Annotated in this window: 22 protein-coding genes; 13 read left to right on the top strand and 9 right to left on the bottom strand. The window is 71.1% G+C overall.

What is annotated here, in order from left to right; translation table 11 throughout:
• Positions 1 to 32: 32 nt before the first annotated feature.
• The gene (locus B2W79_RS10270; RefSeq protein ID WP_292789269.1) at positions 33 to 1,682 is read right to left on the bottom strand and encodes a SulP family inorganic anion transporter; all 1,650 of its coding nucleotides are present in this window, start codon (positions 1,680 to 1,682) and stop codon (positions 33 to 35) included.
• 180 nt (positions 1,683 to 1,862) lie between these two features.
• On the opposite strand from B2W79_RS10270, the gene B2W79_RS10265 reads away from it, so the two are divergent.
• From B2W79_RS10265 to B2W79_RS10255, 3 genes are read left to right on the top strand one after another with little or no spacing between them, the layout of a single operon-like run.
• On the top strand, positions 1,863 to 2,249 hold the full coding sequence (locus tag B2W79_RS10265; protein ID WP_025103101.1) for an SHOCT domain-containing protein: 387 nt from the start codon (positions 1,863 to 1,865) through the stop codon (positions 2,247 to 2,249).
• Positions 2,250 to 2,288: 39 nt separating this feature from the next.
• Positions 2,289 to 3,122: a mechanosensitive ion channel family protein gene (locus tag B2W79_RS10260; RefSeq protein ID WP_071328333.1), complete on the top strand. Its 834-nt coding sequence runs from the start codon at positions 2,289 to 2,291 to the stop codon at positions 3,120 to 3,122.
• Between the two features lie 43 nt (positions 3,123 to 3,165).
• Complete coding sequence (locus B2W79_RS10255) at positions 3,166 to 3,567, top strand: RidA family protein (protein WP_292789264.1); 402 nt, start codon at positions 3,166 to 3,168, stop codon at positions 3,565 to 3,567.
• A gap of 2 nt (positions 3,568 to 3,569) precedes the next feature.
• Here the strand turns inward: B2W79_RS10255 and B2W79_RS10250 are convergent, their stop codons facing one another.
• The 4 genes from B2W79_RS10250 to B2W79_RS10235 are packed head-to-tail and all read right to left on the bottom strand — an operon-like array spanning position 3,570 to position 7,140.
• Positions 3,570 to 4,646 carry a DNA polymerase IV gene (locus tag B2W79_RS10250; protein WP_292789261.1) on the bottom strand — a complete coding sequence of 359 codons (1,077 nt, stop codon included), beginning with the start codon at positions 4,644 to 4,646 and terminating at the stop codon, positions 3,570 to 3,572.
• Positions 4,647 to 4,685: 39 nt separating this feature from the next.
• The gene (locus B2W79_RS10245) at positions 4,686 to 5,537 is read right to left on the bottom strand and encodes a CPBP family intramembrane glutamic endopeptidase (protein WP_292789258.1); all 852 of its coding nucleotides are present in this window, start codon (positions 5,535 to 5,537) and stop codon (positions 4,686 to 4,688) included.
• A complete protein-coding gene (gene trmB / locus B2W79_RS10240; protein WP_292789255.1) occupies positions 5,534 to 6,259 on the bottom strand; it encodes a tRNA (guanosine(46)-N7)-methyltransferase TrmB in 726 nt (241 codons plus the stop codon). Before trmB ends, B2W79_RS10245 begins: the two co-directional genes overlap by 4 nt.
• A gap of 41 nt (positions 6,260 to 6,300) precedes the next feature.
• A complete protein-coding gene (locus B2W79_RS10235; protein WP_071328328.1) occupies positions 6,301 to 7,140 on the bottom strand; it encodes a DUF3097 domain-containing protein in 840 nt (279 codons plus the stop codon).
• A 122-nt stretch (positions 7,141 to 7,262) separates the two neighbouring features.
• Here B2W79_RS10235 and B2W79_RS10230 point away from each other — a divergent pair, with 122 nt between their 5' ends.
• From B2W79_RS10230 to B2W79_RS10215, 4 genes are all read left to right on the top strand, one after another.
• Positions 7,263 to 9,296: a TPM domain-containing protein gene (locus B2W79_RS10230; protein ID WP_292789250.1), complete on the top strand. Its 2,034-nt coding sequence runs from the start codon at positions 7,263 to 7,265 to the stop codon at positions 9,294 to 9,296.
• Between the two features lie 59 nt (positions 9,297 to 9,355).
• A complete protein-coding gene (locus B2W79_RS10225; RefSeq protein ID WP_071328326.1) occupies positions 9,356 to 10,099 on the top strand; it encodes a PspA/IM30 family protein in 744 nt (247 codons plus the stop codon).
• A 63-nt stretch (positions 10,100 to 10,162) separates the two neighbouring features.
• Positions 10,163 to 10,966, top strand: a complete 804-nt coding sequence (locus B2W79_RS10220) for an arginase family protein (RefSeq protein WP_292789248.1) — start codon at positions 10,163 to 10,165, stop codon at positions 10,964 to 10,966.
• A complete protein-coding gene (locus B2W79_RS10215) occupies positions 10,963 to 11,406 on the top strand; it encodes a Fe-S oxidoreductase (protein WP_292789245.1) in 444 nt (147 codons plus the stop codon). Before B2W79_RS10220 ends, B2W79_RS10215 begins: the two co-directional genes overlap by 4 nt.
• A gap of 1 nt (position 11,407) precedes the next feature.
• Here B2W79_RS10215 and B2W79_RS10210 read toward each other — a convergent pair whose 3' ends face one another.
• From B2W79_RS10210 to B2W79_RS10200, 3 genes are read right to left on the bottom strand one after another with little or no spacing between them, the layout of a single operon-like run.
• Positions 11,408 to 11,878, bottom strand: a complete 471-nt coding sequence (locus tag B2W79_RS10210) for an SIP domain-containing protein (RefSeq protein ID WP_071328323.1) — start codon at positions 11,876 to 11,878, stop codon at positions 11,408 to 11,410.
• 33 nt (positions 11,879 to 11,911) lie between these two features.
• Positions 11,912 to 12,646 (bottom strand): tyrosine-protein phosphatase, encoded by a 735-nt coding sequence (locus tag B2W79_RS10205; RefSeq protein ID WP_071328322.1) that lies wholly within the window; start codon positions 12,644 to 12,646, stop codon positions 11,912 to 11,914.
• Positions 12,643 to 13,119 (bottom strand): carboxymuconolactone decarboxylase family protein, encoded by a 477-nt coding sequence (locus B2W79_RS10200; protein WP_071328321.1) that lies wholly within the window; start codon positions 13,117 to 13,119, stop codon positions 12,643 to 12,645. The genes B2W79_RS10205 and B2W79_RS10200 overlap by 4 nt, the downstream gene beginning before the upstream one ends.
• Before the next feature lie 177 nt (positions 13,120 to 13,296).
• On the opposite strand from B2W79_RS10200, the gene B2W79_RS10195 reads away from it, so the two are divergent.
• From B2W79_RS10195 to B2W79_RS10170, 6 genes are all read left to right on the top strand, one after another.
• Positions 13,297 to 14,214, top strand: a complete 918-nt coding sequence (locus tag B2W79_RS10195) for an alpha/beta fold hydrolase (protein WP_071328320.1) — start codon at positions 13,297 to 13,299, stop codon at positions 14,212 to 14,214.
• 92 nt (positions 14,215 to 14,306) lie between these two features.
• Positions 14,307 to 15,824 carry an ABC transporter substrate-binding protein gene (locus tag B2W79_RS10190; protein ID WP_071328319.1) on the top strand — a complete coding sequence of 506 codons (1,518 nt, stop codon included), beginning with the start codon at positions 14,307 to 14,309 and terminating at the stop codon, positions 15,822 to 15,824.
• A 16-nt stretch (positions 15,825 to 15,840) separates the two neighbouring features.
• Positions 15,841 to 16,791 (top strand): ABC transporter permease, encoded by a 951-nt coding sequence (locus B2W79_RS10185; protein ID WP_071328318.1) that lies wholly within the window; start codon positions 15,841 to 15,843, stop codon positions 16,789 to 16,791.
• The gene (locus tag B2W79_RS10180) at positions 16,788 to 17,657 is read left to right on the top strand and encodes an ABC transporter permease (protein ID WP_071328317.1); all 870 of its coding nucleotides are present in this window, start codon (positions 16,788 to 16,790) and stop codon (positions 17,655 to 17,657) included. Before B2W79_RS10185 ends, B2W79_RS10180 begins: the two co-directional genes overlap by 4 nt.
• Complete coding sequence (locus B2W79_RS10175; RefSeq protein ID WP_071328316.1) at positions 17,654 to 18,445, top strand: ATP-binding cassette domain-containing protein; 792 nt, start codon at positions 17,654 to 17,656, stop codon at positions 18,443 to 18,445. The genes B2W79_RS10180 and B2W79_RS10175 overlap by 4 nt, the downstream gene beginning before the upstream one ends.
• Positions 18,442 to 19,230 carry an ABC transporter ATP-binding protein gene (locus tag B2W79_RS10170; RefSeq protein ID WP_292789232.1) on the top strand — a complete coding sequence of 263 codons (789 nt, stop codon included), beginning with the start codon at positions 18,442 to 18,444 and terminating at the stop codon, positions 19,228 to 19,230. Before B2W79_RS10175 ends, B2W79_RS10170 begins: the two co-directional genes overlap by 4 nt.
• Positions 19,231 to 19,317: 87 nt before the next feature.
• Here the strand turns inward: B2W79_RS10170 and B2W79_RS10165 are convergent, their stop codons facing one another.
• Complete coding sequence (locus B2W79_RS10165; protein ID WP_071328315.1) at positions 19,318 to 19,920, bottom strand: GNAT family N-acetyltransferase; 603 nt, start codon at positions 19,918 to 19,920, stop codon at positions 19,318 to 19,320.
• Positions 19,921 to 19,924: the final 4 nt, after the last annotated feature.

Genomic DNA, 19,924 nt, shown 5'->3' with positions numbered 1-19,924 from the left:
CGGTGGCCGCGCGTCACTGCTCATCGGCCACTTCACCCGGGTGAACGCCGCCGCTCCTCGCGGTCCGCCGCGGCCCGGAGCCCGACATCGACCGAGGGGTGCACGCGTCCGTCCGCCGCCAGGGCGGAGTACCACGACGTCCGAGCCGCGACAGCGGTCGCGTCCGCAGGCAGAGCCGCGAGATGGAGCTCCACGCCGAGCTGCGCCAGCTCCCGATCGAGGGCTTCGAGAGCGTCGAGCACGGTGATCGACATCACCACCTGCTGCGGCAGTCCGAGCACGAGCGTCCGCACCGGCTCGGCCTGCGCGGCGACGGTCTGCACGATGAGCCGCCGATTGGCGAGCGCGTTCGCCGTGTAGAGCCCCCGCTCGGGCTCCAGCCCGAGCGCGCTCCCCCGCCTCCCCACCACGCGGACGCGAGGGATGTTGAGCTCTCGCAGCACGAGCACCAGCGTCACGACGACGCCGACAGCCACCGCGGGGAGGAGCCCCGCGGTGAGACCGATGGCCGCCACGGAGGTCGCGACCCAGAAGTCCATCCGGCTGATGCGCGCCCAGCGCACGAGCTCGGGGATGTTGACGAGTCCGGCCACCGCCGTGAAGACCATCGCCGCGAGCGTCGCCTCGGGCAGCAGGCTCAGCACGGGAGCGAGGAACAACGCGACGAGGACGGCGAGCCCGACAGTGGTCAGCGTGGCCAGCTGGGAGCGCGCACCGGCGCCTTGGTTGACGGCGCTCTGCGAGAACCCTCCCGCCGCGGGCATGGCCGTGAAGAAGGCACCGACCGTGTTGGCCGCACCGGTCGCGAAGAGCTCCTGGTCGCTGTCGATCTGCGGCTCCGTCGCCTGGCGCAGGCTGCGTGCGACCGCGGCGGACTCCAGGAAGGCCATGACGGCGATCGCCAGCGCTCCGGGGACGAGTGCCGCGGCCTCGGACAGGTCCGGGATCCCCGGAACGGGAAGACCACCGGCCACCGGGGCGATGAGGTCGACACCGAGATCGTCGATCCGTCCGACACCCACGAGCAGCATGCCTGCGGCGACGACGACGAGAGTGCCGGGGACCCGCGGAGCGAAGCGTTTGAGGAGCAGGAGTGTGGCGATGGATCCCGCCGAGAGCAGGAGCGTCGGGGTGTTGACGCTGTCGAGCGCTTCCCCGACGGCGACCAGGGAGCGGATGAAGCCGTGGCCGGAGAAGTCGAAGGACTCCCCCAGGAGCTTCGGGAGCTGCCCGACGGCGACTGTCGCCCCCACCCCGATCTTCAGCCCGAGCACAGTCGCTCCGCTGATGTTCTCGACGAGGGATCCCAGCCGACACGCCCGTGCCAACAGCAGCACCGCTCCCACCAGGAGGGTCAGCATCATGAGCGCGCCGATCGCGTCGTCCGCGCCCGCGGCGACGCCTGCCGAGACCAGCGTCGTCGCGGTGAGTGTCGCGATGGTCGATGTCGTCGAGACGCTCATCGCCCGACTGCCACCAAGGAGGGCGTACACGAGCATGGGGACGATACATGTGTAGAGGCCGACCTGCACCGGGAGATTCGCGATCGTCGCGTAGGCCATGGCCTGCGGAACCACGACCGCACCCGCGGAGAGCCCGGCCAGCACGTCGCGCACGATCCAGCGGCGCTGGTAGCCGTCCAGAGTGCTCAGCAGCCACGGTGGCCGGTGCACTGTGCTCATGGGACTCCCTCCGCCGTCGAGGGAAGCGTACTGCCGACGCTCCGGGCGTGACCGGCCGGAGCCGTCTCACCGTGGCGAGTCACCCGGGTGAACTCCTGACGGAACCGGTGCACCGGCGCTGCGCCCGCCGGTATGTTCCCAGCGTGCCCCGGAGACGGCGGCACCGAGAAAGGAGCAGTCATGGGATTTTGGGCATCGTTCTGGGACATCATCTGGTGGTTCCTGTGGATCTTCGCCTTCACCGCGTATCTCTTCGCCCTGTTCGCGATCATCGGGGACCTGTTCCGCGACCACAAGCTGAGCGGCTGGTGGAAGGCCGTGTGGATCTTCTTCCTGATCTTCGTGCCGTTCCTCACGGCGCTCGTGTACCTCATCGCCCGGGGCAACGGCATGGCCGAACGCAGCAGTGCGGAAGCCCGCCGTGCGCAGGAGGCCGCGAACGCGTACATCCAGCAGGTGGCCGGCAGCAGTCCGAGCGAGGAGATCGCGAAGGCCAAGGCACTGCTGGACGCCGGAACCATCACGCCGGACGAGTACTCCCTCATCAAGGCGAAGGCGCTGCAGTAGGCCCCGGGCCCGCCCCCACCACCGCGAGGAGCCCGCAGCATGGACCTGCAGGATCTGCTGCCGACCGACATCGACTGGTGGCAGCTCCTGCTCGCCCTGCTCGTCGCCCTCGCGACCTGGATCGTCTCGCGGTTCGCACGCCGGGGCACCACAGCCCTGCTCCGGCGTGCACCCGGAATCTCCCCCGCCGTCGGGACCGCGATCGCGCAGTTCGTCGGCTACGCCATCCTCCTGCTGGGCTTCGGCATCGCGCTCGCGATGCTCGGCGCCAACGTGCAGCCCCTGCTCGCGATCGTCGTCATCCTCGGCATCGTCGCGATCCTCGTCCTTCGCGGCGTGGCGGACAACTTCGCGGCCGGCGTGCTGCTGCAGGCGCGGCAGACGGTCCGCATCGGCGACGAGATCGTGGTGGAGGCGCTGGACTCCGTGATCGCCGGGACGGTGACCGAGCTCAACGCCCGCGCGGTGATCCTGCACACGGTCGACGGCCGCACCCTCCACGTCCCCAACGCACGCCTGCTCTCCGATCCCGTGGTCAACGACTCCACCCGCGGAGCCCGGCGCAGCGAGGTGGAGGTCAGGGTGCGGCGGGACGGGACGACCCGGATCGACGGCGTGCTCGATCCGCTCGTCGATGCGGCCAGGACGGCGGAGGGCGTGCACCGGCACGAAGGCGTGCGGGCGCTCGTGATCAGCGTGAGCGGGGACCGGCTGATCGCGCGGCTGCAGTTCTGGCACCACCCGCTGCACGGCGCCCTCGTGAGCGCCGCCGTCGTGGTCGCGGTCTTCGACGCCCTCGGCGGCCTCGGCACCACCGGCACCGTCACCAGCGTCCCGGCCCCGCCACCGCTCGTGCCGCCCGATCCCGTGTGAGACCCGGGTGCGCGATGTCGGTGCCCTCGGGCATGATCTGCGCATGGACATCACCTTCCTGCAGCCGGACGGCCTCGTCCGCAGCCCCGCCTTCAGTCACGCCGCCGTCATCCCGCCGGGGGCGACCACCGTCTACATCGGAGGGCAGAACGGCGTCGACGCCTCCGGCGCCGTCGTCTCCCCCGACGTGGGCACGCAGTCCCTTCGCGCTCTCGACAACGCGCGGGTCGCGCTCGAGTCCGCAGGGGCGACGCTCGACGACGTCGTGAGCTGGACCATCCTCATCCACCAGGATGCCGATCTGCGCGCGGCGTACGGCGCCGTGGCCGCCACCCTCGCCAGGGACGGCGCTCCGCCCCTCGTGACCGCCGCGCGGGTGGCGGGCCTCGGCGTGCCCGGAGCGCTCATCGAGGTGAGCGCGATCGCCGCGATGATCCGCGACTGAGGTCACATGCGTCCGCGCACAGGCGTGCGCTCGATACCGTCCGGCTCGTCGGGCATCGTCATCTCGGCCCGCACCCCGAGCAGGCGCACTTCGCGGTCGGCGTCGAGGGTCTCACCGAGCGCGAGCGCCATCGCGACCACGTCCTCTCGATCCGCCGTGGGAGCCGGGAGCTTCCGGCCGACGGTCCTCGTCTCGAACGGGGCGTACCGCACCTTGAGATGCACCCGCATGACCGGGCGCCCCTCGGCGGCGCAGTCGTCGAAGGCGTGTCCTGCGAGCTCGCGCAGCGCCTCCTGCACGGCCTCCCGCGTCGTGAGATTCTGCTGATACGTGGTCTCCCGGCTGTGGCTCCGTGCCACCCACGGAGTGTCGTCGACGATCCGCGGCCCCAGCCCGGAGCCCAGCCCGAGATACCACCGCCCCATCTTGGGACCGAACTCCGCGACGAGGGTCTCCTCGTCCGCCGCCGCGAGTTCGCGCACGGTGGCGATGCCGTGTGCCGCGAGCCGCTTCTGCACCTTCGGCCCCACGCCCCAGAGATCACGGGTCGGCCGGTCGCCCATCACCGCGAACCAGTTGTCGGCGGTCAGCCGGAACACGCCTCGCGGCTTGCCGAACTCCGTCGCGATCTTCGCCCGCACCTTGTTGTCTCCGATGCCGACCGAGCACTGCAGACCCGTCGCCTCCTCGACCGCGCGCTGGGCGGCCCGCGCGACGCCCTCCGGGTCATCGGTCACGACGCCGAGGAAGCACTCGTCCCACCCGATCACCTCCAGCACCACGTCGGGCAGCGTCCGCAACGCCGTCATCACCTCCTCGGAGGCCCGCTCGTACTCCGCGTGATCCACCGGCAGGAACACCGCGTCCTCCGGTGCCTTGCGCGCCGCGATCTTCAGCGGCATGCCCGACCCGATGCCGAAGGCGCGCGCCTCGTACGACGCCGTCGAGACGACGGCCCGCTCGGACGGGTCACCGCGGCCCCCGACGATGACCGGGTGTCCGGCCAGCTCGGGACGGCGCCGCACCTCGACCGCGGCGATGAACTGATCCATGTCGACGTGCAGCACCCACTCGGCCATGCATCGAGTGTGGCCGCTGACGACCGCGAAGTCACCCCGTCAGACGAGGAAGATCGGCAGGAGCTCCGGGTTGTGGGCGTGGACGAGGACGGCGAAGACCACCGCGTCGAAGAGGAGGTGCACCGTGACGACGTAGGCGAGCGAGTGCGTCCGGAGGAAGATGAATCCCTGCAGGAGCGCGAACGGGATGGTCAGCAGCGGGCCCCATTCGCGGTAGCCGAGCTCCCAGAGGAACGAGACGAACACGACGGCCTGCAGCACGTTCGCGAGCGCATCAGGGAAATGACGTCGTAGCAGCGCGAAGACGGTGCAGATGAAGAACAGCTCATCCCAGATGCCGACGGCGCCGACGCCGACGAACAGCCGCGCGATGAGATCGGGCGTGTCCACCGCGGGCCAGTTCTGATAGACGCCGCTGGTGATGAAGTAGAAGGGCAGGATCAGCCAGCCGAGCACCAGCACCGCGACGAGCCAGCCCCAGTGGAGCACTCCCCAGCGCTGCCCGGTGCGCCAGGGGAACCGGATCGCCCGGTCGCGATAGACGAACCGCGAGACCAGATACGGCACCAGCACCGCGCCGCCGAGCGCGAGGGTGAAGCGGAGCATGGCCAGGTGGTCGAGCTCCGCCGCGAGCGGGATGACGCTCACGATGAGCATGCCGAGCGCGATCAGCGAGAGGTCACGGCTGAGCGAGGGCCGCCGGGATCCGTCCGCCCCGGGGAGCGGCTCCTCGCGGCGCTCCACGAGCACAGCGGCGCCGACACCCAGCGCCAGCAGCAGCCAGCCGAGCCAGGGCAGCGCCACGACGAAGAAGGCCGGGGCGGCCGCGCACACCAGCGCCGCGGGAACGAGGCGCACCCCCACGGGCGCGCTCGGAGGGGCCTGCGTCATGCACGATCCCGTCGGCGGTACACGAGGTCGCGGATGTCGCGCCCCTTCGCGAGACCCTTCCGCTCGAACGCGGTCATGACCCGACCGTCGAACCGCTCGGCCCAGTCGCCCTCGAAGGCCCGCTCGAACAGGGGCTCGGCGTCGAGCACCTCCCGCATCTGGAGCGCATAGTCCTCCCAGTCGGTCGCGAGCCGGAGCAGGCCGCCGTCGCGCAGCGCCCTGGCAGCGGTGTCCCCGAATCCGGGCCGGACCAGACGCCGTTTCGTGTGACGCTTCTTGTGCCACGGGTCGGGGAAGAAGATCCACACCTCGGCCGCCGCCGCCTCCGGGAGGTAGGAGGACAGCACCTCCGGCGCGTTGGCCTCCACGACGCGGAGGTTCCGCGCGCCCGCCCGGTCGGCATCGAGCATGGTTCGAGCCACCCCCGCGCGGAAGACCTCCACGGCGAGGAAGTCGTCGTGCGGACGGCTCGACGCGGCAGCGACGATGGCGTGCCCCTGCCCGGAGCCGATCTCGACGAAGAGATCCGCCTGGCGGCCGTACTCGGCGGCGACGTCGAGCCGTGCCTCGGGATGCACGGAGGTCCACGCCACCGCGCGCGGCACATCCAGCAGATAGTGCGGGGCGAGATCGGTGAAGGCGCGCTCCTGCGCCTCGGACATCCGGCCGCTCCGACGCACGAAGGACACCGGCTCATCGCGGAAGGTACGCGGTTCGGGCATGGATCCAGGGTAGTCGCCGGGACCCCGGCCGCCGGACGCGGTCAGCCGGCGGGCGCGGTGACGAAGTCGATCAGCTCTTCCACCCGGCCGAGGAGTGCGGGCTCGAGATCGCGGTAGGTCGTGACCTTCGACAGGATGTGCTGCCAGGCCCTGGCGGTGTCGGCCTGCGTCTCGTGCGGCCAGCCGAAGGCGCGGCAGATCCCGGTCTTCCAGTCGACCCCGCGCGGGATCTCGGGCCACGCGGCGATGCCGAGGGCTCGAGGGGTGACGCACTGCCAGACATCGACGAACGGGTGTCCGACGATGCGGACATGGCGACCGTGCGGTCCGCGAGCGACCGCCTCGGCGATACGCGACTCCTTCGACCCCGGCACGAGGTGGTCCACGAGGACGCCGTATCGCCGGCGCGCGCTCGGCGGCTCCGCGGCGAGGAGGTCGTCCAGCAGGTCCACGCCCTGGAGGTACTCGACGACGACGCCTTCGACGCGCAGGTCGGCCCCCCACACCTTCTCCACGAGCTCGGCGTCGTGCCGCCCTTCGACGAGGATGCGGCTGGGCAGCGCCGTCCGCGCCCGCTGATCCGCCACGGCGAAGGAGCCGGAGGCGGTGCGGCGGGGTCCCTGCGCGGATGCCGCCGGCACGGTGAGGCGCACCGGTGCCCCGTCGATGAGGAAGCCGCCGCCAAGGGGGAACAGCCGTCGCCGTCCCAGCCGGTCCTCGAGCTCGACGGTGCCACCCTGCACCTTCGTCACGGCGCCGCAGAATCCGTCCGCCGCGACCTCGACCACGAGGTCGACCTCGGCGGGCACCTGCGGCACCGGCTTCACGCCGCGCTCGCGCCAGCCCGCTGCCAGCACGTCGGATCCGTACCTGTCGTCCATGCCTTCCAGCGTATGTGTCTCCGCTGAGGGCGAACGCCGAGACGCGCGCGAGTGCTGTCGCGTGTCGGACCCAGTGCATAGACTCGACACATGGGGCTCGGCTGCCGGTCGGAGGGAACACGATGACGAAACGGTGGCTGACGCTGGGTGCTCTGGCCCTCGCGGTCGCGACGGCGGCGCTGTCCGCCTCGGCGGCGTCCGCGACCGATCCGCTCACGCTCGACCCCGGGTATGTCACCGACCAGGCCGGCGTCCTCTCCCCCACCGAGGAAGAACAGGTCGAGTCCCGCCTGCAGGAGCTCACCGACAACTCCTCCGCCGATCTCTTCGTCGTCCTCGTCGACGACTTCACCGACCCGAACGACAGCGTCGAATGGGCCGATCAGGTCGCGAACGACAACCGGCTCGGCCCCGATCAGTACCTGCTCGCGATCGCCGTGGACGGCCGCAGCCTCTACATCTCCGCGGACTCCTCCGGGCCGTTGAGCGACGGGCAGCTCGCCGCCATCGAAGACGCGATCGCCCCGCTCGCCGGCGACGGCGACTGGGTCGGCGCGATCACGCTGGCCGCCGACGAGATCCAGGGGGACGGCGGCGCCGGAGCGCTCCGCGTCACGCTGATCGTCGTCGGGGTGGTCGCGGCCGCCCTCCTCATCTGGCTCATCGTCGCTCTGGTCCGGCGCGCACGCCGTACCGCGGCCATCCGCGAGCGGGGCGCCATGCCGGAGACACCCGACCCCGCCGACCCGTTCTCCACGCTCACCGATGCCCAGGTCGAGCAGCAGGCCGGCGTCGCGCTCGTGCGTGCGGACGACGCCATCACCTCCAGCCGGGAGGAGCTGGGATTCGCCGTGGCGCAGTACGGCGAGGGCGCGACCGCGGAGTTCTCCCGCGCCGTCGACGAGGCGAAGGCGAAGATCGCCGAGGCGTTCGATCTGCGGCAGAAGCTCGATGACGAGATCGAGGATTCCGTCCACGACCGCCGTGCGTGGCACATCCGCATCATCCGGCTGGCCGACGAGATCGACGAGATCCTCGACGACAACACCGAGGCCTTCGACGAGCTGCGCCGGCTGGAGCAGAACGCGCCGCAGGAGCTGGAGCGGGTGCGGCGAGAGCGCGCCGATCTGACGCCGCTCCTCGCCTCGGCTGCTCCCGCCCTCGCCGCTCTCGTCGCGACCTACGACCAGGCCGCCCTGATCACCGTGACGGACAACCCGGCTCAGGCCCAGGAGCGCGCAGCCTTGGCCGATCGGGCGATCGACGCCGCGGCCCAGGCCCTCGCGAACGGGCGCACCGGTGAAGCGGCGTTCGCGATCCGCACGGCCGAGCAGGCGGTGGCGCAGGCGGCGCAGCTGATCCAGGCGATCACCGCGCTCGGCACCGAGCTGACCGGCATCGAGGCGCAGGCGCAGGCGCTCGTCGCCGAGCTCCAGGGCGATGTCGCTGCGGCAGCGCAACTGCCCGACCCGACCGGTGCCCTGGCGAGTGCCACCCAGACGGTGACCGCACAGTTGCAGAGGGCACAGGCCGATCTCGTCGCGACGCCTCGCAACCCGCAGCGGGCCCTCGACGCCCTCACGGCGGCGAACGCGCAGATCGACGGTGCGATCGCGCACGGACACGAAGCCGTGGAGCGCGCTCGACGGGCCCAGCAGCTCCTGGAGCAGACCCTCGCCCAGGCGGCCTCCGAGGTCCGGGCCGCCCGGGAGTTCATCGAGACGCGCCGCGGCACCGTGGGCTCCACCGCCCGCACGCGCCTCGCCGCTGCCGACGCCGCGTTGACCCAGGCCCTCACCCTGCGCACGTCGGATGTCGAGAAGGCCCTCGCCGAGGCCCAGCGCGCCCTCGATCTCGCACGCCAGGCCACGTCCGCCGCGGAGGCCGATCTGCGCGCGTACACCCCCGGCGGCTATCCGGACGACGGCTGGGGCGGAGTCTTCGGCGGCTCCGGGTCCCGCTCCGGCGGCTCCGGCATCGGTGGCGACATCCTCGGCGGGATCATCGGCGGACTCCTCGCCGGCGGCGGGGGCGGCGGCTCGTCCCGGCGCAGCAGCGGCTGGCGCTCCTCGGGCGGCTTCCGCAGCTCCGGCTTCGGCGGAGGCGGATCCCGCGGGGGCGGCGGACGCGGACGCTCCGGAGGTCGACGCTTCTGATCCCCCGCACAGACACATACGCCAAGCTCTCGAAGACGCCCCTCTGAAAGGAACCACGCATGACCAAGCAGTCCATCTTCGGACGGATCTCCACCCTCGTCCGCGCGAACATCAACGCCCTCCTGGACTCTGCGGAGGACCCGCAGAAGATGCTCGACCAGCTCGTCCGCGACTACACCAACAGCATCGCCGACGCCGAGTCCGCCATCGCGGAGACCATCGGCAACCTGCGGCTGCTGGAGCGCGACCACGAGGAAGACGTGCAGGCGGCCAACGAATGGGGCAACAAGGCCCTCGCCGCCAGCCGCAAGGCCGACGAGATGCGCGGCGCGGGCAACACCGCCGACGCCGACAAGTTCGACAACCTCGCGAAGATCGCCCTGCAGCGCCAGATCAGCGCCGAGCGGGAGGCGACGAGCGCCGAGCCGCAGATCGCCGCCCAGACCGAGATCGTCGACAAGCTCAAGAGCGGCCTGAACGGCATGAAGGACAAGCTCAACGAGCTGAAGAACAAGCGCAGCGAGCTGCTCGCCCGCGCCAAGGTCGCCGAGGCACAGACCAAGGTGCAGGACGCGGTCAGCTCCATCAACGTGCTCGACCCCACCAGCGAGCTCGGCCGGTTCGAGGACAAGGTCCGCCGCCAGGAGGCTCTCGCCCAGGGCAAGGCGGAGCTGGCCGCCTCGAGCCTCGACGCGCAGTTCGAGAGCCTCGAGGATCTCGGCGAGCTGACCGAGGTCGAGGCGCGCCTCGCCGAGCTGAAGGCCGGCGGCAGCGCGCCGCGTCAGGCGCTCGAAGGCAACTGACACCGACGCGGATGCCCGGGTGCACGCCCGGGCATCCGCGGTTCCGTCTCCGGGAGGTCCCCCATGGTGCGTTTCCTGGTCGTGCCGCAGTGGCAGGGTTCGCCCGCCGCGCGCGCGATGCTCCTCGTCGACGGCGCGTCGGCGATCGCCGGCGATCTGCCGCGTGCGGCGACGACCATCCTCGACGTTCCAGTCGAAGCCGGTGAGGCGCTGGGCACGGGTGTCCGGCGGCTCAGCGCCCTCGCACGCACGCGCGAGCTGGTCGCCGGACATCTCGCAGCAGGCACCGTGCTGATCGGCGGCGACTGCAGCATCACCGTCGCCGCCCTCGACACGCTCCCCGGCGGCACCGACGACCTCGCCGTGGTCTGGTGCGATGCGCACGCCGATCTGCACACTCCGGAGACGTCGCCGTCCGGAGCGTTCTCCGGCATGGCCCTGCGCGCGGTCCTCGGAGAGGGAGAACCGCAGCTCGCCCTCTCCCCCGGTCTTCCCCGTGACCGTGTCGTCACCGTGGGGGTCCGCAACGTGGACGACGCCGAAGCAGACGAGCTGGACCGTCTCCGGAACGTCGGCGTGGCAGACCTCGACGACCCGGGGGCGCTCGCGGACGCCGTGCAGGCCACGGGCACGCAGCGGGTGTGGGTGCACATCGACGTCGACGTCCTCGACCCGGCGTCGTTCACCGGAGTCTCCGCCGCCGTACCGTTCGGCGTGACTCCCGCGTCCCTGAGCACGGCGATCCGGGAGCTCCGGAGCCGCGTCCCCCTCGCCGGGGCGACCATCGCGGGCTTCGCGCCCCGCACTCCGGCCGACGCCGTCGATGACCTCGGAGCGATCCTGCGCCTGGTCGGAGCCGTCGCGTGAGCCCGGCACCCGACTGGGAGGCGGTCGCGGCGGAGCGCCTCGCCCGCGGACGCCGTGCGGACCGCCGCATCCCGTCTTTCCTGCTGCGCTCGCCGATCAGCCGGCTGGGCTACCTCTGGGGAACGGCCGTCGGCTGGATCTGGGGCACGCTGTGGAGCACCGGCCCGATCGAACGGCGCGGCGGGCTCTGGGTGTTCCGGGGCATGCCCCGATGGGCCTTCCACCGGGGCGGCGTCTGCGTGGGCGGGTGCTTCCTCACCGGCGACGCGCGGCCCACCGACTCGGTGCTGCGCCACGAGGCCGTGCACAAGCAGCAGTGGCTGCGCTACGGCTTCCTGATGCCGGTGCTCTATCTGTTCGCGGGACGCGACCCGCTGCGGAACCGCTTCGAGATCGAAGCGGGGCTGGAAGACGGCAACTACGTGCGCCGCCCGCGCTGACTCAGCCCTCGACGCGAAGCAGTCCGAAGCGCTCCGGCACGCGGATCCGGTTCACGGCGACGCGGAGGCGGTCCGTGAGGTGCTCGACGATGTCAGCGGTACCGAGGTAGCCCCCGAGCAGCGTGACGTGGGTCTCGACCTCGTCGTCCACCAGCATCTCGTCCGCCCATGCGCAGGTGGCTCGGGCCAGAGCCTCACCGGGCGCGCAGCCACGGCCGCTTCCCGGGGCTCCCGAGCGCGCGGAGCGCGCGAGCCAGGTGACGGTCATGCGACCGGGCGCGTGGATGACGCCGATGTCGGAGACATCAGGAACCTCGATGAAGATGCGACCGGACGCGCACAGCGGGAGAGTCGCGAGGAATGCCTCGAGGTCGAGCAGCGAGTGCTCATCGGCGGTCACCAGGTGGTGTGCGCGACGGCGCGCCGCGCGGCGAGCCGCGCGCGTGCCTCGGGTGTCGAGCGTGGTGTCCATGGTGATCCCATCGTACACCAAGCGAAGGCTTGCCTAACCTTCGCGGGTGGTGTCCTCCGACACCGGCTCGACGAGGGCATCACGCAGGGCGGCGAGCTCTTCCTCGGTCATGCCGTTCGCGCGCAGGTAGCCGGCGGCCGACCCCCACCGCTCGTCGACCTGGGCCAGCAGGCGACGCATCACCTCGGCCGGCGAGCGGGTGGCAAGATCCACCGCATGGACCGCCTCCGGATGCTGACTCCGCAGATAGGCGGCGATCCGCCGCGACCGTTCGGCGGGCAGCTGCGACTCGGTGAGGGCGTAGTCGTCGATGACGGCTTCCCGATCAGCGCCGACCGCCGAGAGGGCCAGGGCGACCGTCACCCCGGTCCTGTCCTTGCCCACGGTGCAGTGCACCAGCGTCGGCTCCCCGGCCGCGATCACGCGGACGGCGGCGACCAGGCGATCGCCGCTCTCCTCCAGCAGATGCAGGTACAGGTCGTCGAGACTCGTGTCGGATTCGAAGAAGGAGCGCACGGATCCGAGGAACAGGGGCAGATGGGTCGTCTCCGGCCCCTCGATCTCGCTCGGCTCCGCGGCGACCTCCTCGCCGTCGCGGAGGTCGACGATGCGGCGCACCGCCGACCTCAGGAGCGCGGCGCCGTTCGTCGTCGCGGTGGAGAGCTGACCGGAGCGCAGCAGTACGCCGCTGCGGATGCGTCCGCCCTCCGCAGGGATGCCGCCGACGTCCCGGACGTTGGCCACGCCGTCGACGTCGAGGATCGTCACGCGCCCGCCTGGGGGCTGCGCGGGGGCACCGGGTACCGCCCCGCAATGACGATGCGGTTGAAGGCGTTGATCGACACGCATGCCCAGCTCAACGCGGCGTACTCCTTCTCCGTGAACACACTCCCCACCAGGTCGTACACGTCGTCCGAGATGCCGTCCTCCGCGATGAAGGTGAAAGCTTCCGCCAGCTCGAGGGCGGCACGCTCCCGGTCGCTGAACACACCGCTCTCCCGCCAGACGGCGATCTGGCTGATCGTGTCGACGTCCAGCCCGGCGGCGACCGCACGGTCCACATGGATCCGCGTGCAGTAGCTGCACCCGTTCAGCTGCGAGCAGTGGATCATGACGATCTCCTTCAGCCGATCGTCGATGCCGTTCTCGGCACAGATCGTGCCGACCGTCTTCGAGAAGGCGTCGAGGGCCTGATAGGCCGCAGGCTCCGTCTTGGACAGGTGCACGCGCTGTTCGGTCATACCTCCATGATATTCGGCGACGGGCGCAGGAGACGGTGCAGGACCGGCCACTCGGAAATGCACTCTGCCAACCTGACTACGCGATTAACTTGCATATCGCCCTGTCTGGACGCCCTATTTCTTCTCACTTTGCTCCGGCATTTCCCGTGGGGTCGAAACGGGGCGCAGAATAGCCGCGTGCCGATCGACACCAGCGAGTTCTCCTATCTTCCCGCGCAGGCCGACGCGCTCGGCGTTCCCCTTCCGACCGTGGAGCGCCTGACGCTCCCCCTCCCTGAGGGTCGCGTCGTGAGCGGGCTGCGCTTCGGGTCCGCGCCGCCACGCATCACCCTGCTGCACGGCGCCGGCCTGAACGCCCACACATGGGACACGACGGCGCTGGCCCTGGGGCAGCCGCTCCTGGCGATCGACCTCGCCGGCCACGGCGACTCCTCCTGGCGCGACGATGCGGACTACTCCCCCCGCACCCTCGCCGCCGACGTCATCGCCGCGCTGGACGCCTGGACCTCCTCGCCGCAGATCCTGGTGGGACAGTCGCTCGGCGGTCTCACGGGGGCCGCCGTCGCCGCGGCCCGGCCGGACCTCGTGGCCGCGCTGATCGTCGTCGACATCACGCCGGGGATCGACGTCACCGCCGGCCCTGCGGCGCTTCGGCAGTTCTACGCCGGGCCGACGGATTTCGCGACCCGAGACGAGCTCGTCGACAAGGCGATGTCCCTGGGGTTCGGCGGCACCCGCCCCGAGACCGAGCGGGGTGTCTTCCTCAACACCCGCGTCCGTCCGGACGGCCGGGTCGAATGGAAGCACCACTTCGCCCACCTCGCCGCCACCGCACTCGCCGCCCACGACCCCGGCACCTCGGCTGACCCGTCCGTCCTGCACGAGAACGGCTGGGACGACCTGGCGGCGGTCACCGCGCCCGTCACGCTCGTCCGCGCCGAGCGCGGCTTCGTGAGCGCTGCCGACGCCGAGGAGTTCCAGCGCCGCCTCCCCGAAGCGCGCGTCGTCGCGATGGACGCCACGCACAACGTGCAGGAGACGGCGCCTCGCGACCTCGCCGCCCTCGTCGGCTCCGCGGCCGCGGCCGGAATATGACGTTCCGTTCCACGGCCGCCGCGCCGCATCCCGCCCGACCCTAGGCTCGTCCCACCGGCACACAGCACCTGCCGCACCGAGAGGAAACACCCATGTTCCGACGTTATCGACGCCTCGCGCTGATCTCCGCGCTCGCGGCCACCGCCGTGATCCTCAGCGCCTGCTCCGGCTCTGCCGAGCCTGCCCCGTCCACGGGTGGCGAGCCCGACCCCGACGCCACCCTGCATGTCGGTCTCGTGCTCGAGCCCACCAATCTCGACATCCGGCACACCAGCGGTGCCGCGCTGGAGCAGATCCTCATCGACAACATCTACGAGGGACTGGTCAGCCGCACCCAGGAGAACGAGATCGTCGAGCGGCTCGCCTCGGAGTACGAGGTGTCGGACGACGGCCTCACGTACACCTTCACCCTCAACGACGGGATCACCTTCCACGACGGCTCGCCCCTGACGGCGGCCGACGTCGTCTCCTCCTACGAGACCGTCCGCACCGACGCGACGGTGCAGGGCAACGCGGAGTTCGCGTCCGTCTCCTCGATCTCCGCTCCGGACGACACGACCGTCGAGATCGTGCTGTCCGAGCCGAACCAGAACTTCCTCTTCGCCCTCACCGGCCCGGCCGGCCTCGTCTTCAAGAAGGGCGACACCACCGACCTGAAGACCGCGGAGAACGGCACCGGACCGTTCACCCTCACGCGCTGGAACAAGGGCAGCACGATCACCTTCGCCCGCAACGACGACTACTGGGGCGAGCCGGCGGGCGTCGCCGAGGTCGAGTTCCAGTACATCCCCGACTTCACGGCCGGAGTGAACGCCGCTCTCGCCGGTGACGTGGACGTCCTCACCGCCGTCGACCCGAACCTCGCTCCGCAGCTCGAGGACTCGGGTGACTTCACCCTCACGACGGGCCGCACGACCGACAAGGCCACGCTCGCCTTCAACAACAAGAAGGCTCCGCTGGACGACGTCCGGGTCCGCGAGGCGCTGCGCCTGGCCATCGACCACGACGCGCTCATCGAGGCCGTCGGCGCCGGCACGCCGTTGTACGGCCCCATCCCCGAGCTCGACCCCGGCTATGAGGACCTCTCCGACGTCATCTCCTACGACCCTGAGCGGGCCAAGGAGCTGCTCGCCGAGGCCGGCCAGGAGGACCTCGACCTCACCCTGACCATCCCGTCGTTCTACGGCACCACCGTCCCCAAGGTCCTCATCTCGGACTTCGACAAGGTCGGCGTGAACCTCGAGGTCGATTCCGTGGAGTTCCCGACCTGGCTCGAGGACGTGTACACCAACAAGGACTACGACCTCAGCTTCGTCCTGCACGTCGAGCCCCGGGACTTCGGCAACTTCGCCAACCCGGACTACTACTTCGGCTACGACAACGCCGAGGTGCAGGACCTCTACGCGCAGGCGCTGGCCGAGGTCGACCCGGATGCCTCCGCGAAGCTCCTCGCCGAGGCGGCGCGGATCGTCTCCGAGGACCACGCGGCGGACTGGCTCTACAACGGTCAGACGATCACGGCGGTGAGCCCGATCGTCAGCGGCTTCCCGGAGGACTCGATCAACTCGCGCATCAACCTCGCGGGTGTGACCGTCTCCGCCGCGAGCTGACGACGGTCGACGCTCCGTGCTGCGTTACGCGCTCGTCCGAGGAGCCCTGCTGATCGCAGGGCTCCTCGTGTCGAGCGCGCTCATCTTCCTCACGCTGCGCGTCTTCCCCGGCGACGTGGCCCAGCTCATCGCCGGCACCCAGGCCTCCCCCGCCGAGGTCGAGGCGCTGCGGGAGTCGCTGGGGCTGAACCAGCCTCTGCTCGCGCAGTACGCCGACTGGATCGGCGGCATCCTCCGCGGCGACCTGGGCACCTCGCTGCTGTCCGGTGCCTCCGTCGGCGAGGAGCTGCTGCTCAAGGCACAGGTCACCGTTCCGCTCGGGATCATGTCGTTGGTGATCGCCGTGCTCATCGCGGTGCCCTTCGGCATCCTCGCCGCCCTGCGCCGCGGCCACCGCGACGGCACGGCGCTCAGCGTCGGCGCCCAGGCGCTCGCGGCGGTGCCCGTCGTCTGGGCGGGCATGATGCTGATCGTCGTGTTCTCCGTGTGGCTCGGCTGGCTGCCGCCCCAGGGCTTCCCCCGCACCGGATGGTCCACGCCGGGAAGAGCGATCGAGGCGCTGCTGCTGCCGGCCCTCACCATCGGCATCGTCGAGGGCGCCATGCTCATGCGCTTCGTGCGCAGCGCGACCCTGCAGGCGGCCGGACAGGACTTCGTCCGCACCGCGGCCGCCAAGGGGCTGACGAAGACCCGCGCCCTCATCCAGCACGGCATCCCGGCGGTCGGGCTATCCATCATCACGGTCCTCGGCCTCCAGGTCGCCGGGATCATCGTCGGGTCGGTCGTGATCGAGCAGCTGTTCACGCTTCCGGGCATCGGCCGCATGCTCGTGACCGACGTCGGCACGCGTGACCTCGTCAAGGTGCAGAGTGAGCTGCTCGTGCTGACCGGCTTCGTGCTGGTGGTCGGCTTCCTCGTGGATCTGCTGCACCGGGCGATCGACCCTCGACAGCGGGAGGCCGCATGAGCACGCGCTGGTTCCCTCGACTCTGGCGCACCTCGACCGGCCGGTTCGGACTGATCGTCATCGCCCTCGTCGCCCTGGCGGCCGTCGTGTCCCTCTTCTGGACGCCGTTCGACCCGCGGGCCTCGAACATCGGCGACCGCTGGCTGCCGCCGGGGTGGCCGCACGTGCTCGGGACCGACGACACCGGGCGCGACATCCTGAGCCTGCTCATGGCGGGGGCGCGGACCACTGTATTCGTCAGCGTGGGCGCCGGACTCGTGGCCACCGTGGTGGGGATCGCCCTCGCCGCCCTCGGCGCCCTGACCACCCGGCTCGTGCGGGAGACGGTCGCCGTGTTCGTCGACATCCTCATCGCCTTCCCCGTGCTGCTGATCGCGATGATGATCTCGTCGGTGTGGGGCGGATCGCTCTGGGTCGTGATCTGGGCGGTGGGGATCGGTTTCGGCGTGAACATCGCGCGGGTCACGCGGCCGGAGCTGCGCCGCGTGCAGCAGAGCGACTTCGTGCTCGCCGCGCGCGCGTCGGGCCTCACCCCCGCGCAGAGCCTCGTCCGTCACCTCCTGCCGAACGTGGCACCGGTCTTCATCGTGCAGCTCTCATGGTCGATGGCCGTGGCCGTGCTCGCGGAGGCCGGCCTGTCGTACCTCGGCTTCGGGGCCTCGGTCGTGGAACCGAGCTGGGGTCTGCTGCTCGCGGATCTCCAGCGCTACATCGGCGTGCACCCGCTCACCGTGATCTGGCCCGGGCTCACGATCACCCTGACCGTGCTGGCCCTCAACCTGCTCGGCGACGGGCTCCGGGAAGCCACGGACCCCACCCTGCGGCACCGTGCCGCTGAGACGCACACACCGGCGGTGGTCGCATGAGTCTGACGGTCGAGGATCTCGTCATCGAGATCGACGGACGCCGGGTGGTCGACGGCATCTCGCTCCAGGTCCCCGACGGCACCCGCCTCGGGGTGATCGGCGAGTCCGGTTCCGGGAAGTCCCTCACGGCGCTCGCCGTGCTCGGACTGCTGCCGGAGGGGGCGACGGCACGCGGGAGCATCCGGTGGGACGGGACCGAGTTGATCGGGATGCCGGACCGTGAGCTCGCCCGGCTGCGCGGCGACGACATCGGCATCGTGTTCCAGGAACCCCGGACGGCGCTCAACCCGATCCGGACGGTCGGCCGCCAGATCGCGGAGTCCATCCGCATCCACGAAGGCCTGGGCCGGCGCGAGGCCCGTGACCGGGCGATCGCGGAAGCCGCCCGCGTGCGACTCCCCGACCCGGAGACCATCGTCGACCGGTATCCGCACCAGCTCTCCGGCGGCCAGCGGCAGCGCGTCGCGATCGCCATGGCCCTCGCCTGCCGTCCGCGGCTGCTGATCGCCGACGAGCCCACGACGGCCCTGGACGTGACGATCCAGGCCGAGATCCTGTCCCTGATGCTCGGGCTCGTCGCCGACGAGGGCATGTCGCTCCTGTTCATCACGCACGACCTCGCGGTGCTGTCCCAGGTGGCGACGGAGGGAGTGGTGCTCGAACACGGTCGGGTCGTCGAGAGCGCGCCGGTGTCGCGACTGCTGACCGCGCCGACCTCTCCTGTCACGCAGGGGCTGCTGCGGGACGCGACCGCGACGCTCTGGCGGCCTGAGGGAGGAGAGGCATGAGCCTCATCGAAGCGCGCGGGCTGCGACGGGACTTCGTCATGCCGAAGCGGACGGCGTTCGAGCGCACCCGGCGGCAGACGGCCCTGGAGCCGACCGACCTGGACGTCTCCGAGGGCGCCTCCCTGGGGATCATCGGCGAGTCCGGCTCGGGGAAGTCGACCCTCGTGCGGCTCCTGCTGGGTCTGGACCGACCGACCGCGGGAACCGTGTCGGTGGACGGCCGGATCGTCGACGCGGGGGCCTCCGCCCGGTCGCTGCACTGGCTGCGTCGGCAGACGGGACTCGTCTTCCAGGATCCCTACGCCTCCCTCGACCCCCGGATGACCGCGGGGCAGATCGTGCGGGAGCCGTTGTGGGCCCTCGGCATCGACGGCGATCACCGCGCCCGGGTGCGCGAGGTCATCGCCCGGGTCGGCCTGGACCCCGAGATGGGCGACCGCTATCCGCACGAGTTCTCCGGCGGACAGCGGCAGCGGATCGCTCTCGCGCGCGCTCTCGTCCATCGTCCGCGGATCCTCGTGGGCGACGAGCCGCTGTCGGCGCTGGACGTCACGGTGCGCGCGCAGATCCTCGAGCTTCTCGCGGAGCTGCGGGTCGCGGACGAGCTCACGCTGCTGCTCGTGTCGCACGACATCGGCGTGGTGCAGAACCTCTGCGACGCGGTCGTCGTCATGAAGGACGGCCGCATCGTCGAGCGCGGTCCGACCCGCGACGTGCTCCTGCACCCGACCGCCGACTACACCCGCACGCTGCTCTCCGCGATCCCCGTCATCCCCGACGCCTGATCGCCGACCCACCCCCTTGCGGCCGCCCCGGCCCGTTGCGTTCGCCCGCAACGGGGTGGGAGGCGCGCAAGGGGGTGGGTCGACAGGTCAGCGCGGGAAGAGGGAACGACGACGCGGACGCAGCGGGCGACGCAGCGACACCGTGCCCAGATCGCGCCCGAACTTCCGACCGACGCGCCCCATGCGTCCGGCCTCCACGAAGCCGAGCTTCTCGTGCAGCCGGATCGAGGCCTCCGCCCCCTGATCGCTGATCACGGCGATGATCTCGCGGAGTCCCCGCTGCTCGCAGGCCTCGATCAGCGCCTGCAGGAGCGCCGATCCCAGCCCCTTCCCCGCAGCCCCCGGCCCGAGGTAGATCGCGTCCTCGACGGTGTAGCGGTAGGCGTTCTTGCCGGCCCACGGCTGCACGAGCGCGTATCCGAGCACCGCACCGGACGGCGACACGGCCACGAGGAACGGCAGCCCGAGGCGCTCCAGGAGAGTGAACTTGTCCCTCCAGTACGGGATGCTGCTGCGTCGCTCGTCCAGGGTCACGGCCGAATTGCTGACGAAGTGGTTGTAGATCTCCCGGACGTGGGGCAGATCCGCCGCCCGCGCGGGACGGATGACATAGGAGAACGTGTCCGGCGCGGTGGTCCTGCGGAGATGACGCGGGAGAACGCGACGTCGGTCCCCGGGCTCGAACTGCATGCGC

Source organism: Microbacterium sp. UBA7513, from assembly GCF_002478345.1.
Classification (GTDB): Bacteria; Actinomycetota; Actinomycetes; order Actinomycetales; family Microbacteriaceae; genus Microbacterium.
The sequence above is the reverse complement of the archived record's forward strand: the minus strand, read 5'-3'. Positions and strand labels throughout refer to the sequence as shown.

What these genes read in the sequence shown, in the direction of transcription:
- B2W79_RS10175 (WP_071328316.1), top strand. Translation starts at nt 17,654, where the DNA reads ATGAGTCTGACGGTCGAGGATCTCGTCATCGAGATCGACGGACGCCGG.
- B2W79_RS10180 (WP_071328317.1), top strand. Translation starts at nt 16,788, where the DNA reads ATGAGCACGCGCTGGTTCCCTCGACTCTGGCGCACCTCGACCGGCCGG.
- B2W79_RS10165 (WP_071328315.1), bottom strand. Translation starts at nt 19,920, where the DNA reads ATGCAGTTCGAGCCCGGGGACCGACGTCGCGTTCTCCCGCGTCATCTC.
- B2W79_RS10190 (WP_071328319.1), top strand. Translation starts at nt 14,307, where the DNA reads ATGTTCCGACGTTATCGACGCCTCGCGCTGATCTCCGCGCTCGCGGCC.
- B2W79_RS10220 (WP_292789248.1), top strand. Translation starts at nt 10,163, where the DNA reads ATGGTGCGTTTCCTGGTCGTGCCGCAGTGGCAGGGTTCGCCCGCCGCG.
- B2W79_RS10170 (WP_292789232.1), top strand. Translation starts at nt 18,442, where the DNA reads ATGAGCCTCATCGAAGCGCGCGGGCTGCGACGGGACTTCGTCATGCCG.
- B2W79_RS10230 (WP_292789250.1), top strand. Translation starts at nt 7,263, where the DNA reads ATGACGAAACGGTGGCTGACGCTGGGTGCTCTGGCCCTCGCGGTCGCG.
- B2W79_RS10200 (WP_071328321.1), bottom strand. Translation starts at nt 13,119, where the DNA reads ATGACCGAACAGCGCGTGCACCTGTCCAAGACGGAGCCTGCGGCCTAT.
- B2W79_RS10245 (WP_292789258.1), bottom strand. Translation starts at nt 5,537, where the DNA reads ATGACGCAGGCCCCTCCGAGCGCGCCCGTGGGGGTGCGCCTCGTTCCC.
- B2W79_RS10250 (WP_292789261.1), bottom strand. Translation starts at nt 4,646, where the DNA reads ATGGCCGAGTGGGTGCTGCACGTCGACATGGATCAGTTCATCGCCGCG.
- B2W79_RS10265 (WP_025103101.1), top strand. Translation starts at nt 1,863, where the DNA reads ATGGGATTTTGGGCATCGTTCTGGGACATCATCTGGTGGTTCCTGTGG.
- B2W79_RS10260 (WP_071328333.1), top strand. Translation starts at nt 2,289, where the DNA reads ATGGACCTGCAGGATCTGCTGCCGACCGACATCGACTGGTGGCAGCTC.
- B2W79_RS10235 (WP_071328328.1), bottom strand. Translation starts at nt 7,140, where the DNA reads ATGGACGACAGGTACGGATCCGACGTGCTGGCAGCGGGCTGGCGCGAG.
- B2W79_RS10225 (WP_071328326.1), top strand. Translation starts at nt 9,356, where the DNA reads ATGACCAAGCAGTCCATCTTCGGACGGATCTCCACCCTCGTCCGCGCG.
- B2W79_RS10255 (WP_292789264.1), top strand. Translation starts at nt 3,166, where the DNA reads ATGGACATCACCTTCCTGCAGCCGGACGGCCTCGTCCGCAGCCCCGCC.
- B2W79_RS10270 (WP_292789269.1), bottom strand. Translation starts at nt 1,682, where the DNA reads ATGAGCACAGTGCACCGGCCACCGTGGCTGCTGAGCACTCTGGACGGC.
- B2W79_RS10210 (WP_071328323.1), bottom strand. Translation starts at nt 11,878, where the DNA reads ATGGACACCACGCTCGACACCCGAGGCACGCGCGCGGCTCGCCGCGCG.
- trmB (WP_292789255.1), bottom strand. Translation starts at nt 6,259, where the DNA reads ATGCCCGAACCGCGTACCTTCCGCGATGAGCCGGTGTCCTTCGTGCGT.